Origin of the sequence: Jiella mangrovi, from assembly GCF_017815135.1 — a bacterium.
GTDB classification, from domain to species: Bacteria; Pseudomonadota; Alphaproteobacteria; order Rhizobiales; family Rhizobiaceae; genus Jiella; species Jiella mangrovi.
On the sequence record NZ_JAGJCF010000005.1, the window covers coordinates 258948 to 273515 of the forward strand.

The window sequence follows — 14568 nt, forward strand, 5'->3', positions numbered from 1 at the left end:
CTCAGCGCGGGACCGGCGCAACCACGCTTCGGGCGGGCTGATCGGCCAGACCGCGCAGGCGGCCACGGCCCTGGGCAGCCACCGGGGTGATGGTGCAGCGGTTTCGCCCGCCTTCCTTGGATCTGTAGAGATTGGCGTCGGCCGCCTCGTAGACCCGCTCGAAGGGCTGCGGCGTGCGCATGAAGACGCCGCCGATCGACACCGAGAGCTGGGTGCCTTTGGTGCCGGAGCCGACATAGAGCCGGTTGATTGCCGTTCGCAGGCGCTCGGCGACCATCTCCCCCTGTTCGCAGGTGCCGCAGGGCAGCGAGACGACGAATTCCTCGCCGCCGAGCCGGCCGACGGCGTCGCCGTCACGCACGAGTTTCTTCACCGTGCCGGCGATCTTCTTCAGCGCGATGTCGCCCACCGGATGGCCGAGTCGGTCGTTGATGCGCTTGAAATGATCGGCGTCGATGATCAGCAGCATCAGCCCCCTGTCGGTCTGTCCGACGAGGCCCCGCAGATGGCGGCGAAATTTCTGGTCGAAGCCCTGCCGGTTGAGAACGCCGGTCAGCCGATCGGTCATCGCGGCACGCATCAGGCCGTCATTGTCGGCGTAAAGCGATGAGACGCGGAAGGCGAGATAAGCGAGATATGGCAGAGCGCCGACCGCGGAGATCGCCAATGTGAAGCCGACGGCCGGCATCATCACCGCTTCGCCGTAGGACCTGAAGAACCAGAGGGCCAATGCCGTCGAAGCCAGGGTCACGATGATGGTAAGGAGGATAAATTCTCCGCAAACAGTTCTTGTACGTTCTGATGATTGGTTCATCAATTGATCCCGCATAATTACTGTTCTTGCAACAGATCTGAACTTGCGATGATATTGCGGAGAAATATTTAAAGAAAGACTGTGCAGTGACAGGGAAAATTGCTTCAAACTGTAGCGACGTCGTGCCCTGGTAGAGCTGCTCGGCGCAAAGCTTTTCCGCCAATTCCCTGGCCTTTGGGACAAACCGGTCTCCAAGGCGCACCCTTTCAGACCTATGTTCATCCCAAGCGACGTTTCGACGCAGAACGGACGGGACCGGCCCTGGCTGGCGACAAACCGGCGTCTTTCCGGTCTGAGACTCTCAGGGAGACGGGCGTCGATGGCGACGCCCTGCGGTCGAGACCATTCAACGGGTGAGGCACCCGTTTCACATGAACCGGCCAGAAGCCGGGCGATAACACGGAGGATATCATGGACAAGCCCGTCAACAAGACGCAGCCGCGCACGAAGGGCCGGGGGCGCATTTACGATTCCATCGCCGACACGATCGGCGATACGCCGCTGGTGCGTCTCGACAAGGTGGCGAAGGAATATGGTGTGAAGGCCAATCTCCTCGCCAAGCTCGAATTCTTCAATCCGATCGCCAGCGTCAAGGATCGGATCGGCGTCGCGATGATCGAAAAGCTCGAGGCTGACGGCAAGATCGAGCCGGGCAAGACGACGCTGGTCGAGCCGACCTCGGGCAATACCGGCATCGGCCTTGCCTTCGCCGCCGCCGCCAAGGGCTACAAGCTGGTGTTGACCATGCCCGAGACGATGTCGGTTGAGCGCCGCAAGATGCTGCGACTTCTGGGCGCCGATCTGGTGCTCACCGAGGGCGCCAAGGGCATGAAGGGTGCGATTGCCAAGGCCGAGGAACTGATCTCGCAGATTGAGGGCGCGGTGATGCCGCAGCAGTTCGAGAACCCGGCAAATCCCCAGATCCATCGTGTCACGACCGCCGAGGAGATCTGGAACGACACGGCCGGCGAGATCGACGCCCTCGTCGCCGGCATTGGCACCGGGGGCACGATCACCGGCGTCGGCCAGGTGCTGAAGGAGCGCAACCCGGCGATCCGGATCGTCGCCGTCGAGCCAGAGGCCTCGCCGGTCCTGTCCGGCGGCAATCCGGGGCCGCACAAGATCCAGGGCATCGGTGCCGGGTTCGCTCCGGCCATCCTCGATCGCGAGGTTTATGACGAGGTCATTCAGGTCTCGAACGAGGAAACCTTCCAATATGCCCGCATGGTGGCGCGGCTCGAGGGCATCCCGATCGGGATTTCTTCGGGCGCGGCGGTTCTCGCGGGCGTGAAGGTGGGTCAGCGCGAGGAGATGGCCGGCAAGACCATCGTCATCATCATTCCATCCTTCGCCGAGCGCTATCTCTCGACGGCGCTGTTCGACGGCCTCGACGGCGACGCCTGACGACCCGCCTTCGGCAGGGATGCGAAAGATGGACGTCTTCGCCCTTGCCGAACGGTCGATGCGCATGGATGACGACGCGTGGGAGCGCCACGCCAACCCGCTCAGCGTCTGGAGCCGGGTGGCGGTGCTCCCGCTTCTCGTCATTTCCGTCTGGAGCCGGCTCTGGCTCGGCTGGTGGTGCCTTGTGCCCATCGCCGCACTCGCCATCTTCATTGGCGTCAATCCAAGGCTGTTTCCGCCGCCGACGCGCCGCGACAGCTGGGCGGCACGCGCGACCTATGGCGAGCGGCTGTTTCTCGCCCGGAAAGACCGCCCCGTCCCACGTCACCACGAACGCGCGGCCTTGATCCTCACGGCGATCGCCGTGGCAGGCCTCCTGCCTCTCGCCGTCGGGCTGGCTGTTCTTGAGGTCTGGCCGACGCTCTTCGGCCTCGTGCTCACCATGGTCGGCAAGCTTTGGTTCTGCGATCGCATGGTCTGGCTCTATGAGGATATGAGGAATGGGGAGCCGCAGGCTGCCTGTTCGGGCGGCTGAGTAGGGCTGGACGGTGACAGCCGCGCCTCATCGCCTATCTCCTGACTTCCAACAAAAGGAGACACCATGCTGACGCTCGACAAGGCCCGCATCATCATCGCCGAAACCCTGAAGGCGGGCATCGCCCAGGGCCTGAAGCCGCTCACCATCGCCGTGCTCGATCAGGGCGGCGCGCTTATCGCTCTCGAACGCTCCGACGGCGCGTCTCGCATGCGGCCGGACATCGCCATCGGCAAGGCGAATGGCGCGATCGGCCTCGGCATGGGCTCGCGCGCGATCGGCAAGCGGGCTGAGCAGCAGGCCTATTTCGTTCAGGCGATGAACGCACTGGCCAAGGGCGTCCTGGTGCCGGTGCCGGGCGGCGTGCTGATCAAGGGCGAGGGCGGCGCGATCCTCGGCGCCGTCGGCGTGACCGGCGATACCTCCGACAATGACGAGGCAGCTGCGATCAAGGGGATCGAGGCGGCGGGATTTGCGGCCGACGGCGGCTGATCGCCGCCGAAACGGCGGCAAATTTGCCCCCGGGCCGCGATCACGCGCGAATTGATGGCGTGCGCCTGAAACAATTGCGCCGTTTCGTGCGAAATCTTTCGCGACAGGCGGCCGGAGCGTGTTCAGCGCTCCTCAGTGTCGCCGGCGGGGTCGCCGGTCCTCGCGCAATCCGCCGGTCGGAGCGCGCGGTGCCGCCGGATGCCATTGATCGAGGAGACGGGAATGAAGCGCAGATCTCTTTTCGCACCGGCGGGCGCGCTCGCAGCTGTGACGCTGGCGCTCGGCACTGCCGGTTTTGCCGCCCCGGCGGGCGCTCAGAAGACCGAGACGGCGATCTTCGCCGGCGGCTGCTTCTGGTGCGTCGAGAGCGATTTCGACCATGTCAGCGGCGTCCTCGACACGACGTCCGGCTATATCGGCGGCAAGGCAGAGAACCCGACCTATTACGATCACGAGGGGTTTCGCGAGGCGGTTCGCATCACCTTCGACCCTTCGAAGGTCAGCTACGACAAGCTGCTCGACGTCTACTGGCATTCCGTCGACCCGACCGATGGCGGCGGCCAGTTCTGTGACCGGGGCCATGCCTACACGACGGCGATCTACGCGACCTCGAAGGAGCAGCTGAAGGAGGCCGAAGCCTCCGAGGCTGCGGTGAAGAAGGATCTCGGCACCGTGACGACCGAAGTCACCATGGCGCCGAAATTCTGGCCCGCCGAAGGCTATCACCAGGACTATTACAAGAAGAACCCGCTGAAATATCGCTACTATCGCACCGGCTGCGGGCGCAATGCGCGCGTCGAAAGCGTCTGGGGCGACAAGGCTTATATGGGCATCAAGGACCATATGGGCTGATCCACCCACGCGCCGAGCCGCCCCGGAGAAATGGGGCAGGTTTGAATGAGAGCAGGTCGATCCGCTCAGCGCTGCAGCGGCTCCACCCAGATCTCGCCAGCGAGGACGTTTGCCGGCTGTGACAGCGCGTAGACGACGGCCCGCGCGATGTCGTCGGCCTCCAGCGCACCAGGCTTCGGTTCGTCGAAGAATGGCGTTTCGACCATGCCCGGCTCGATCAGCGTCACCTTGACGCCCTTTTCGCGCATTTCCTCGCGCAGATTGGCGCCGTATCCGGACATCGCCCATTTCGTCGCGCCGTAGACCGAGCCGGAAAGAACCTTTCGCCCGGCGCCCGAGCTGGTGATTAGGATATGGCCCTTGGCCGCGATGATCGCCTCATGGGCGGCCTTCACCGTGTACATGACGCCGAGAACGTTGGTCAGCACCATCTGCCGCCACTGCTCGGGATCGCCGCCGGACGTGCCCGAACCCTTCGTGCCGATGCCGGCATTGGCGAAGACGGCGTCGAGCCCGCCGAAACGCTCGGTGACCGCCTTCACGGCCGCCCGCTGCGAGGCATAGTCGGTGACGTCGCAGGATACGGCGAGCGCCTTGTCCTCGCCGAGTTCGGCGACGAGCCCGTCGAGCTTGTCCTTGCGCCGCGCGGCGAGCCCGACGCGGTATCCGGCTTCGACGGCGCGTTTGGCGCTGGCAGCTCCGATGCCGCTCGACGCCCCGGTGATGAGCAGGGTTTTCATGGGTCTCTCCCGTGTTGGTTGGAGGGCCATCTGGTGCTGACGGGCCGGCCCGCAACCATCTGCGGGATCATCCAGCGTGGTTCGAGGCGCATCCTTGCGGTGACACTGCGTTTCGGAACCTCGGATCGATCCGCTGGTTTATCGGCCAGAAACGCGAGGCACCGCATATCGCGGCCACTCGACACAATCTCATTGTTCGAAGGGAGTATTTCATGGCCAAGGCCAACAAGTCCGGCAAGACCAAGCTGCATCCGACCAAGAACCCGATTTCCGAAAACATCCGCGGATCGATGGTCGAGCTGCTGCAGACCCATCTGGCGACATCGGTGGACATCACCTACCAGACCAAGCAGGCGCATTGGAACGTCAAGGGGATGAACTTCATTGCCGTGCACGAGCTGTTCGACGATCTGCACGAAGTGGTCGAAGGCTATGTCGACGACATCGCCGAGCGGCTGACGGCTCTCGGCGGCCAGGCGCACGGCACCGTGCAGGCGGCGGTCGACAACTCGGTGCTCGATCCCTATCCGCTCGATCTCGTCAAGTCCGAGGATCATCTGAAGCGGCTCTGCGATTCCTACGCGACCTGGAGCAAGGCCGTGAAGGAGGGCATCGAGGAAGCCGGCGAGGCCGGCGACGACCTGACCGAGGATCTTCTGACCGAGGTCGGCCGCGGTCTCGACAAGTCGATCTACTTCCTCGAGAGCCATTTTCAGGCCTGAGGGTGCAAGGAAGGCCCGACTCGGTCTGGCCTTCCCGGCAATTTCATGATGTTCAACGGGGGCGGCGCGCGGCGTCGCCCTTTTCGTTGCGCCCTCTCTCCCAACGATCATCCGACCGGAGCCGCCCTTGCTGACCCTGTTCGACCTGGCCGCCCTGCTGCTCGTTCTGGCCGCGCTGTTCGGCTATTTCAACAAGCGGCATCTCGGCCTGCCGAGCAATGCCGGGCTGTTGATCCTGGCGCTGATCTCCTCGCTCGTTCTTATGGCTCTTTCCTGGGCGTTTCCGGGCCTCGGCTTTCCGACGACGATCCGCGACACGGTCGCCGGGATCGACTTCAACGAAACGCTGATGGAGGGGATGCTCGGCTTCCTGCTGTTTGCCGGCGCCCTGCATGTCGACTGGGAAGCGTTGAAATCGCGCGCCCTTTCGGTCGGGCTGATGGCGACCTTCGGGGTCCTGATCTCGACGGCGATCTGCGGCACCGGCTTCTACTACCTCGCGGCCTCAGTCGGCGCGCCCGTCGACTTTGCCTGGGCGCTGGTCTTCGGCGCGCTGATCTCGCCGACCGATCCGGTCGCCGTTCTGGCGACGCTGAAGACGATCTCCGGCGTGCCGAAGCGGCTCGAGATCGACATGGCGGGCGAGTCGCTCTTCAACGACGGTGTCGGCGTCGTCGTCTTCACCATCCTCGTCGGCGTGGCGACGGGCTCGTCGGGCGAGCATCTGACGGTGTCCCTCGCGGTCCAGCATTTCGTCGTCGAGGCTTTCGGCGGGGCGATCTTCGGCGGCATCACCGGCTATCTCGCCTATCGCATGATGCTGAAGATCGACGATTATCCGGTCGAGGTCCTGATCTCGCTCGCCCTCGTCATGGGCACCTATGCGGCCGCCCATCAGATGGGCCTGTCCGGGCCGATCGCCGTCGTCGTGGCCGGCCTCCTGATCGGCGATCGCGGCGTCGCCTATGCGATGAGCGATCTCACCCAGCGCTATCTGCACGGCTTCTGGACGCTGATCGACGACATCCTCAACGCCGTCCTGTTCATGCTGATCGGGCTCGAACTCCTCGTCGTCGATTTCACCTGGCAGACGGCAGCACTTGCGGCGCTGGCGATCCCGCTGGTGCTGACTGCGCGGTTCTTCGCCGTCTATCTGCCCTTCCAGATCGTGCGCCTGCGCGAGCGCTTCTCGCGCGGCATCGTCGCGGTGCTCACCTGGGGCGGCGTGCGCGGCGGCATCTCGGTGGCGCTGGCGCTGTCCTTGCCCGAAGGGCCGCAGCGCGACCTGATCGTGACCGGGACCTATGCGGTGGTGATCTTCTCGGTGCTCGTCCAGGGCCTGACGCTGGAGACGCTGGTGAAACGCGTCGTCCGGCCGGAGGAGGGCGATCCGTCGCGTGAGGAGGTGGCGGCGGCAGCCTCTGGTGAGACGGCGAGTTCAAAGGGCTGAGGGGAGGCGGTGTGATCGGTGCCCGCCGGTTCGCGTCTGTGTCGAGGCACCCCCCTCTGTCCTGCCGGACATCTCCCCCACAAGGGGGAGATCGGTGGTGTTGGGGTTCGGCGCCTTTCCGTCAACGTTTCAGCTGCTCAACGGTATTGAAGAATGGCGCGGTGCGGGTGACGGTTAGATCTCCCCCCGTGTGGGGGAGATGCCGGCAGGCAGAGGGGGGTGCCGACGCAACGAAGGCCGACGCAAGCGCGGACCCCCATGCCGAGCGTCTGGGGTTGCGCCATGCCCTCGCCCTTCGAGGCTCGACCGGCCTTTGGCCGGCCGAGCACCTCAGGATGAGGGCACTCGGGCGTTGCGCCCGAATTGAGCGATAAGCCTATGCGATAGTGGCCGAGCAGAAACACCTCAGGATGAGGGCACGCAGGCGTTGCGCCCGCATAAGCGATGAGCCGATGCAATGGTGGCGAAGCAGAAGCCCCTCATCCTGAGGTGCTCGCGGAGCGAGCCTCGAAGGGCGAGGGGGTTCTGCGGACGGGCGCGGCCGCATTGTCTTGCGCCATACCCCCGCCCTTCGACGCTCAACCAGATTCCGGCCGGTTGAGCAGCTCAAAGTGAGGGCGTGGAGCCGCCGCGCGCTTTCTCGTAGAACGCTTGGCGCCAGCTCAGGCGATCGTCTGGCCGGTCGCCTTCCAGTCGGCAAGGAACTGCTCGAGGCCCTTGTCGGTCAGCGGATGCTTGACGAGGCCCTTCAGGGTCGCGGGCGGCACGGTGGCGACGTCGGCGCCGATGAGGGCGGCTTCACGGACGTGGTTCATCGTGCGGATCGAGGCGGCGAGGATCTCGGTGTCGAAGCCGTAATTGTCGTAGATCCGCCGGATGTCGGCGATCAGCTCCATGCCGTCGATATTGATGTCATCGAGGCGGCCGATGAAGGGCGAGATGAAGGTCGCGCCGGCTTTCGCCGCGAGCAGCGCCTGGACCGCCGAGAAGCAGAGCGTGACGTTGACGAGGAAGCCTTCGCCGGTCAGCTCGTTGCAGGCCTTGAGGCCGTCCATCGTCAGGGGCAGCTTGATGCAGACATTGTCGGCGATGTCGGCGAGGATCTTGCCCTCGCGGATCATCTCGCTCGCCTCGGTGGCCGTCACCTCGGCCGAAACCGGTCCGTCGACGATGTCGCAGATCTCGGCGATGATGTCCTTCATCGGCCGATCGGCCTTCTTGATCAGCGATGGGTTGGTGGTGACGCCGTCGAGGAGGCCGGCATTCGCCAACTCGCGGATTTCGGAAACGTCGGCGGTGTCGACGAAGAATTTCATGGGAGTTTCCCTTCGCGCTCTTCAAGTTTGCGTTCGCCGCGTCCTTAGCAGGAACGCGGCGGCCGGCGCCACAGGCATCGCGGGGATCGAGTCGCCGGCATGGTCGTTCTGACATACATATAGGACATTGCGCCGCGTTCGGCAGGCGGACACGCCGATCCGGTGACGCATGGCCGGCTCTGGCGCCCTCGCGGTGGTTGGCACGACGGCACCATCTGCTTATCTACGCCCCCTATGAAGTCGTTACGGCTGGCCCTGTGTCTTTCAGCGGGTGCCCGGCAAGGCAGTGTTTTCGCCATGACCTTTCGAACCATCGCGACCGTTCCGACCGAAAACGGAAGTCGCTATCTCCAGCAGCTCTGCAAGCACTGGAGCCACAATCTTTTCGTCGAATTCTCGCCCGAAAAGGGGACCGTGACCTTCCCGCGCGACGCCAGAGGCGCTGACTGGCCGGCCGACGGGCATCTTTTTCTGACGGCCCATGCCGATCATCTGGATTGCACCATTACGGCCGGCGCCGAGCAGCAGCTCGAGCAGTTGAAGGGCGTCGTTTCGCGCCATCTCGATCGCTTCGCCTTCAGGGAGGCGCCGCTCGCCTTCGACTGGCAGGAAGCGGCCGAAGAGAGCTGACGAAGGCGCCCGACCGCTCGCAGGCTGTTAGGCTGAGGCAAGATGGGCTGGCGATTCGCGTCGCCGGCAGACGAAAATGGCTTTCGCCGGAGTTCCGTTGAACCTCACCGACCAGCTCTTTCCCGAGACCGTCGTGCCGGTGCTCGTGCCGCTGCCGAGCGACAGGCCGTACTCATATACGGTGCCGGACGGCATGGCCGTGCGGCCGGGGGCGATCGTCCAGGTGCCGCTCGGGCCGCGTCAGGTCGCGGGCGTCGTGTGGGACGGGCCGACGGACCTCGTCGACGCGAAGAAGCTGCGGCCGATCACCCACGTCTTCGACTGCCCGCCGCTGGACGAGACGATGCGGCGTTTCATCGACTGGGTGGCGGACTATACGCTGTCGCCGCCGGGGCTCGTGGTGCGCATGGCGCTGCGCGCGCCGGCCGCCTTCGATCCGCAAGCCTGGATCGAGGGCATCGAGGCGACGGGGGAGGAGCCGGACCGCGTCACCTCGGCGAGGGCACGGGTGATCGCCACCGCTGAGGACGCGCCGGCCTGGTCGAAGAGCGGTCTTGCCCACGCGGCTGGTGTCAGCACCTCGGTGGTCGATGGGCTGTTGAAGCAGGGCGTGTTTCGCACCGTGCGCTTTCCGCCGCCGCCGGCTGTCGCGGAGCCCGATACGAGCTATGGCCGGGCGACACTCAGCGAGGATCAGGCCCGAGCGGCGGGCGATCTCGTCGCCGCCGTCGGGAAGGGGGGCTTCCAGCCGCTGCTCCTCGAAGGGGCGACCGGCTCCGGCAAGACGGAGGTTTATTTCGAGGCGGTCGCGGCAGCGCTCGACGCCGGCAAGCAGGTGCTCATCCTGCTTCCCGAAATCGCGCTCACCCAGAGCTTCCTCGACCGGTTTCACGCCCGCTTCGGCGCGCCGCCGGCCGAGTGGCATTCGGATGTCCCACCAAAGAAGCGCGAGGCGATCTGGCGTCAGGTGGCCGAGGGAAGGGTGCGGATCGTCGCCGGCGCGCGTTCCTCGCTGTTCCTGCCCTTCAAGGAGCTCGGCCTCGTCATCGTCGACGAAGAGCACGACCCGGCCTACAAGCAGGAGGATCGCACCTTCTACCATGCCCGCGACATGGCGGTGGTCCGGGCGTCGCTCGGCGGCTTTCCGGTCATCCTCGCCTCGGCGACGCCCTCGATCGAAAGCCGCGTCAACGCCGTCACCGGTCGCTACAGCCATGTCCGGCTGAAGGCGCGGCACGGCGATGCGGCGCTGCCCGAACTCTCGCTCGTCGACATGCGCCGGCATCCGCCGCAACGCGGCCGCTTCGTCTCACCGGTGCTTCAGACCGAGATCAAAAAGACGCTGGCAAAGGGCGAACAGGCGCTGCTCTTCCTCAACCGACGGGGCTACGCGCCGCTGACGCTCTGCCGGGTCTGCGGCCACCGGTTCCAGTGCCACAACTGCTCGACCTGGCTGGTGGATCACCGGCTGCGCGGCATCCTCCAGTGTCACCATTGTGGCTTCTCGACGCCGCGCCCGGAAGCCTGTCCGGAATGCGGAACGCTCGATCATCTCGTCGCCTGCGGGCCCGGGGTGGAACGGATCGCCGAGGAGATCGTCGAGGATTTTCCTGAGGCGCGCACCATTGTCCTCTCCTCCGACATTGCCGGCGGGCCGCGAAGACTGCGGCGGGAACTCGAAGCCGTCGCTGACGGCGAGGCCGACATCGTCATCGGCACGCAGCTGGTGGCCAAGGGCCATCACTTTCCCAAGATGACGCTGGTGGGGGCAATCGACGCCGATCTCGGCCTTGCCAATGGCGACCCGCGCGCCGCCGAGCGAACGTTCCAGCTGCTGCATCAGGTGACGGGCCGCGCCGGCCGGACGGGGCTTGCCAGCCGCGGGCTGATCCAGACCTTCCAGCCGCAGCATCCCGTGATGCAGGCGCTGGTGGCGAGTGACCCGGAGAGCTTCTACGACAGCGAGATCGACGAGCGGAGACGCAGCGCCCTGCCGCCCTTCGGCCGGCTTGCCGCGATCATCGTCTCGGCGGATACGCGCAAGGATGCCGAAAGCCACGCCCGCGAGATCCGCAACGCGGCGCCCGAGACGCCGGAGATCGAAATGCTCGGCCCGGCGGAAGCGCCGCTCGCCGTCGTCAGGGGGCGACACCGGTTCCGGCTGCTCGTCGAGGCGAGCCGGCGCGCGCCCATCCAGGCCTATCTGCGCGAGACGCTGGCGAAGGCTCCTCGCCCCCGCGGCTCCGTCCAGTTACAAATCGACATGGACCCACAGAGCTTTCTGTGAGACATGCAAAGGCGTTGGGGCGATGTTTTCGAGGGACATCGAGGATGGTGAGAACAACAGAATTTCGTTGGGCGCCGATCGTGGCCGCAGCCGCGCTGCTCGCCGCGGGGCATTCCGGCGCGCAGGAGGCGAGTACGGGCGGCATCAATCTCGATTCGTCGCCCTTTGCTGCCGCCAAGCCGGGCCAGAGCCAGGATTCGCCCTCCGGCCTCACCCCCCGCGGCCTGACGCTCGGCGAGCTCGACTGGGCTCCGATCGCCAGCCGCTGTACCTTCGTTAGATCCGATGCGGCCGGTGGTGAAAAGGCCGAAGTTCTGCCGGCTCCCGGCCAGCCGGACGCAGCCAGAGAGGGTTATGGCAGGTTCGTCTTCGTGACCATGGTGGCTGACGATTCAAGCGGCGGTCAGCCGCTGGAGCGCGGCTATGTCATGGCCAACGGGCTCGTGCGTGAGCTGGAAAAAGGCAAGACCTCGGCTGGCAAGCAAGGCACGGTGGTCACCAACTGGCGGGCGGCTGGCGAGCCGCGGATCAGCGTCGGTCTGATCCTTTCCGGCAAGCATCAGCTCGACGATCACACCGAATATTCCGGCAAGATGACCATTTTCTGGGGCGACAAGAAAGAGGAAGTGCCGGTTCGCGGCCGCTGCCAGTGAGGCGACAGCGCTGACCCGCTGCCTTCCCTTGCTGCATCGGCCTCGGAAGCACCAGCAGATCCGGCGAACATGAAGCCGGGAGGCCGATCGCGCGACGCACAGCTTTCCGCAGCCTCAGAGAATGTCGCGCAGGAGCTTGGAAGGCGTCCGCTGCAAGGGCGCTGAAAACCGCGCAGATTGTGTGGAAAGCTGCACGCCCGCCAAGAGCGGTGCGGCGACCGGCTGCTAAGGGCGTTCCCGGAAGCCGCATTTCCGCTTGGATCGCAGGCCTGTGCGCCGTCTTGAAAGTTTCACTCGGCGGAAAACAGACTGACACCGAACCTTACGAATGTGCGCCCGGTCCATACCGGATTCGAAAGGTTCAAAAATGCTACTCTCCCTCACCCGCCGCCGCTTCCTGGCGCAGAGCGGCGTGGCCGCCCTGGCCGCCGGCTCGTCCCTCGGCATGCCGCATATCAGCCGTGCCGCGACACGTCCCGAATTCACCCATGGCGTCCAGACCGGCGACGTCGATGCATCCTCTGGTATGGTCTGGACCCGGGTCGATCGCCCGGCCCGCATCGACTTCGAGTGGGCGACGACCGACAGCTTCAAGAACGCTCGCAAACTGCACGCATTGACGACGTCACCCGCCTCGGACTTCACCGTCAAGCGCCTGATCGACGGTCTGCCGTCCGATCAGGAAATCTTCTGGCGCGCCACGGCGACCGACCTTGCCGACGTCAACGGCGTGTCCGATCCGATCGTCGGCCATTTCCGCACGGCTCCCGGCTCGCGCCGTTCGGTCAAGTTCGCCTGGTCGGGCGACACCGTCGGCCAGGGGTGGGGCATCGACGAGGACCGCGGCGGCATGAAGGCCTATGGCACCATGGCGAAGCATCAGCCGGACTTCTTCCTGCATTCGGGCGACACCATCTACGCCGACGGACCGCTGAAGGAGACCGTCGATCTGCCCGACGGCACCGTCTGGAAGAACCTCGTCATTCCCGAAAAGACCAAGGTCGCCGAGACGCTGGACGAATATCGCGGTCAGTGGAAATACAACATGCTCGACAGGAATGTGCGCGAGCTCTACGCCAATGTGCCGACCTTCTATCAGTGGGACGACCACGAGGTCGTCAACAACTGGTCGGCTTCGAAGGATCTTTCGGCCGACGATCGCTACAGCGAGAAGAACATCCACATTCTGGCCGCCCGGGCCGCCCGCGCATTCCACGAGATGACGCCGATCCGCTACGTGCCGGAAGAGCCGGGCCGGATCTATCGGAAGATCTCTTACGGGCCGATGCTCGATATCTTCTTCCTCGATCTCAGAAGCTACCGCGGCCCGAACGGCGACAACCTCCAGACGGAAATGTCCGAGGGCGCGCAGATGATGGGCTCCGCGCAGATCGCCTGGCTTAAGCGGGCCTTGGCCGATTCCGATGCGACTTGGAAGGTGATTGCCTCCGACATGCCGATCGGCCTCCTCGTGCCGGATGGCGATAAGTGGGAAGCGGTCGCCAACGGTGACAACGGCGTGCCGAAGGGTCGCGAGATCGAATTCGCCGAGGTCTTGCGTTTCATCAAATCGGCCAAGATCACCAACACGGTCTGGCTGACGGCCGACGTTCATTACACCGCGGCTCACCACTACTCGCCCGACCGGGCCGCTTTCCAGGATTTCGAGCCGTTCTGGGAGTTCGTTTCCGGCCCGATCCATGCTGGAACCTTCGGGCCCAACGATCTCGATATGACCTTCGGTCCGGAAGTCCGCTTCATGAAGGCTCCGGAAAACGGAGAGTCGAATCTGGCGCCGTCGGCAGGGCTGCAGTTCTTCGGCCTCGTCGACATCGATGGGGACACCGAACAGCTGACGGTCCGGCTGATGGATACCGACGACCGGGAGCTCTGGAAAACGACTCTCGACCCGGTTCGCAACGGCTGAGGACGGGGAGACGATAGAAGACGATAGAAACGGACCGGAGCTGGATGCTCCGGTCCGGTGTGCCACTGCAGGAGCGAGGGGAGATCCTTGCGCGGCGGGGCGAAAAGACGGCAAGCAGGAGAGACTTGCCGCTTCGCGTTTCCTGTCCGCTGCCCTCACGAGCCGCCGCGGACAGAAGGGTTTCAGTCGACGGCTTTGACGGCCGTCGCCGACATGTGCTTGCCGGCCATCATATAGCTGATGCGCACATGCTCGCCCGTCTTGACCGAAGACTTCGTGAAGTCGGCGGGAAGCAGAAACTTCTTGCCGTTTGTCAGCGTCAGCGTGTTGGCCTTCGCATCGATCGACCGGATCTTGCCCGACGCCACATGGGTCTTGGCGACCGTGGCGTGTTTCGTCGCCATTTTATGAGACGTTGCGCTCGTCGACATCGCGTCGTTCGCCGTGGAGCTGCCCGACATGGTCGGCGACGCGGCGAAAGCCGATGTGCCGATCAGCAGGCTGGTGGCGAGGGTGAGGGGAAGGGTGAGACTACGCATCTGCGCATCCTCGTCATGGCGGACGCGCGGAGAGTAAACCGCGCCGTTCCGGCGGATAGAAGCCGTCAGGTCACGTCGTGTCGCAGCCCCGTCTGGCGGGTGCTGCCGGCGTTTCCCGGCTTCGAGGTGGAAGCTATGCCGCTGCTGAAACTCGCGCAAATGAACAAGAAATAATCTTTGCGGGCCGCAAAACCTCCGCAATTGATT

General features: G+C 64.9%; 14 protein-coding genes. 10 read left to right on the forward strand and 4 right to left on the reverse strand.

Going from position 1 to position 14568, the window contains the following annotated elements:
• Position 1: 1 nt before the first annotated feature.
• Positions 2-730 carry a GGDEF domain-containing protein gene (locus J6595_RS10265; RefSeq protein WP_209594375.1) on the reverse strand — a complete coding sequence of 243 codons (729 nt, stop codon included), beginning with the start codon at positions 728-730 and terminating at the stop codon, positions 2-4.
• A 495-nt stretch (positions 731-1225) separates the two neighbouring features.
• On the opposite strand from J6595_RS10265, the gene cysK reads away from it, so the two are divergent.
• The 4 genes from cysK (at position 1226) to msrA (ending at position 4097) form a co-directional block, all read left to right on the forward strand.
• Positions 1226-2218, forward strand: coding sequence for a cysteine synthase A (gene cysK, locus J6595_RS10270; protein WP_209594376.1), 993 nt, complete (start codon positions 1226-1228; stop codon positions 2216-2218).
• A gap of 28 nt (positions 2219-2246) precedes the next feature.
• Positions 2247-2753: a DUF6653 family protein gene (locus J6595_RS10275; protein ID WP_209594377.1), complete on the forward strand. Its 507-nt coding sequence runs from the start codon at positions 2247-2249 to the stop codon at positions 2751-2753.
• A gap of 66 nt (positions 2754-2819) precedes the next feature.
• Positions 2820-3245 carry a GlcG/HbpS family heme-binding protein gene (locus J6595_RS10280; protein WP_209594378.1) on the forward strand — a complete coding sequence of 142 codons (426 nt, stop codon included), beginning with the start codon at positions 2820-2822 and terminating at the stop codon, positions 3243-3245.
• A gap of 222 nt (positions 3246-3467) precedes the next feature.
• Positions 3468-4097, forward strand: a complete 630-nt coding sequence (msrA, locus tag J6595_RS10285; protein WP_209594379.1) for a peptide-methionine (S)-S-oxide reductase MsrA — start codon at positions 3468-3470, stop codon at positions 4095-4097.
• 65 nt (positions 4098-4162) lie between these two features.
• On the opposite strand, the gene J6595_RS10290 is transcribed toward msrA, so the two are convergent.
• Complete coding sequence (locus J6595_RS10290; protein WP_245197992.1) at positions 4163-4837, reverse strand: SDR family oxidoreductase; 675 nt, start codon at positions 4835-4837, stop codon at positions 4163-4165.
• 212 nt (positions 4838-5049) lie between these two features.
• Between J6595_RS10290 and dps the strand changes: the two genes are divergently transcribed.
• Positions 5050-5559: a DNA starvation/stationary phase protection protein Dps gene (gene dps, locus J6595_RS10295; RefSeq protein ID WP_209594381.1), complete on the forward strand. Its 510-nt coding sequence runs from the start codon at positions 5050-5052 to the stop codon at positions 5557-5559.
• Between the two features lie 127 nt (positions 5560-5686).
• Positions 5687-7009, forward strand: a complete 1323-nt coding sequence (locus tag J6595_RS10300; RefSeq protein WP_245197995.1) for a cation:proton antiporter — start codon at positions 5687-5689, stop codon at positions 7007-7009.
• A 662-nt stretch (positions 7010-7671) separates the two neighbouring features.
• On the opposite strand, the gene fsa is transcribed toward J6595_RS10300, so the two are convergent.
• Positions 7672-8325, reverse strand: a complete 654-nt coding sequence (fsa, locus tag J6595_RS10305; RefSeq protein ID WP_209594382.1) for a fructose-6-phosphate aldolase — start codon at positions 8323-8325, stop codon at positions 7672-7674.
• Between the two features lie 297 nt (positions 8326-8622).
• Here fsa and J6595_RS10310 point away from each other — a divergent pair, with 297 nt between their 5' ends.
• The 4 genes from J6595_RS10310 to J6595_RS10325 all read left to right on the forward strand — a co-directional run bounded on the left by J6595_RS10310 (position 8623) and on the right by J6595_RS10325 (position 13822).
• Positions 8623-8955: a DUF2218 domain-containing protein gene (locus J6595_RS10310; protein ID WP_209594383.1), complete on the forward strand. Its 333-nt coding sequence runs from the start codon at positions 8623-8625 to the stop codon at positions 8953-8955.
• 76 nt (positions 8956-9031) lie between these two features.
• Positions 9032-11242, forward strand: a complete 2211-nt coding sequence (locus J6595_RS10315) for a primosomal protein N' (protein WP_209594384.1) — start codon at positions 9032-9034, stop codon at positions 11240-11242.
• Between the two features lie 44 nt (positions 11243-11286).
• Positions 11287-11895: a hypothetical protein gene (locus J6595_RS10320; protein WP_209594385.1), complete on the forward strand. Its 609-nt coding sequence runs from the start codon at positions 11287-11289 to the stop codon at positions 11893-11895.
• 367 nt (positions 11896-12262) lie between these two features.
• Complete coding sequence (locus tag J6595_RS10325) at positions 12263-13822, forward strand: alkaline phosphatase D family protein (RefSeq protein ID WP_209594386.1); 1560 nt, start codon at positions 12263-12265, stop codon at positions 13820-13822.
• Positions 13823-14004: 182 nt separating this feature from the next.
• On the opposite strand, the gene J6595_RS10330 is transcribed toward J6595_RS10325, so the two are convergent.
• Positions 14005-14520 (reverse strand): DUF1344 domain-containing protein, encoded by a 516-nt coding sequence (locus J6595_RS10330; RefSeq protein ID WP_209594387.1) that lies wholly within the window; start codon positions 14518-14520, stop codon positions 14005-14007.
• Positions 14521-14568: the final 48 nt, after the last annotated feature.

Excerpts from the sequence above, each read along its gene's own strand:
- J6595_RS10315 (WP_209594384.1), top strand. The coding sequence starts at position 9,032 with ATGGCTTTCGCCGGAGTTCCGTTGAACCTCACCGACCAGCTCTTTCCC.
- J6595_RS10325 (WP_209594386.1), top strand. The coding sequence starts at position 12,263 with ATGCTACTCTCCCTCACCCGCCGCCGCTTCCTGGCGCAGAGCGGCGTG.
- J6595_RS10280 (WP_209594378.1), top strand. The coding sequence starts at position 2,820 with ATGCTGACGCTCGACAAGGCCCGCATCATCATCGCCGAAACCCTGAAG.
- dps (WP_209594381.1), top strand. The coding sequence starts at position 5,050 with ATGGCCAAGGCCAACAAGTCCGGCAAGACCAAGCTGCATCCGACCAAG.
- J6595_RS10290 (WP_245197992.1), bottom strand. The coding sequence starts at position 4,837 with ATGAAAACCCTGCTCATCACCGGGGCGTCGAGCGGCATCGGAGCTGCC.
- J6595_RS10310 (WP_209594383.1), top strand. The coding sequence starts at position 8,623 with ATGACCTTTCGAACCATCGCGACCGTTCCGACCGAAAACGGAAGTCGC.
- J6595_RS10320 (WP_209594385.1), top strand. The coding sequence starts at position 11,287 with ATGGTGAGAACAACAGAATTTCGTTGGGCGCCGATCGTGGCCGCAGCC.
- J6595_RS10275 (WP_209594377.1), top strand. The coding sequence starts at position 2,247 with ATGGACGTCTTCGCCCTTGCCGAACGGTCGATGCGCATGGATGACGAC.
- fsa (WP_209594382.1), bottom strand. The coding sequence starts at position 8,325 with ATGAAATTCTTCGTCGACACCGCCGACGTTTCCGAAATCCGCGAGTTG.
- cysK (WP_209594376.1), top strand. The coding sequence starts at position 1,226 with ATGGACAAGCCCGTCAACAAGACGCAGCCGCGCACGAAGGGCCGGGGG.
- msrA (WP_209594379.1), top strand. The coding sequence starts at position 3,468 with ATGAAGCGCAGATCTCTTTTCGCACCGGCGGGCGCGCTCGCAGCTGTG.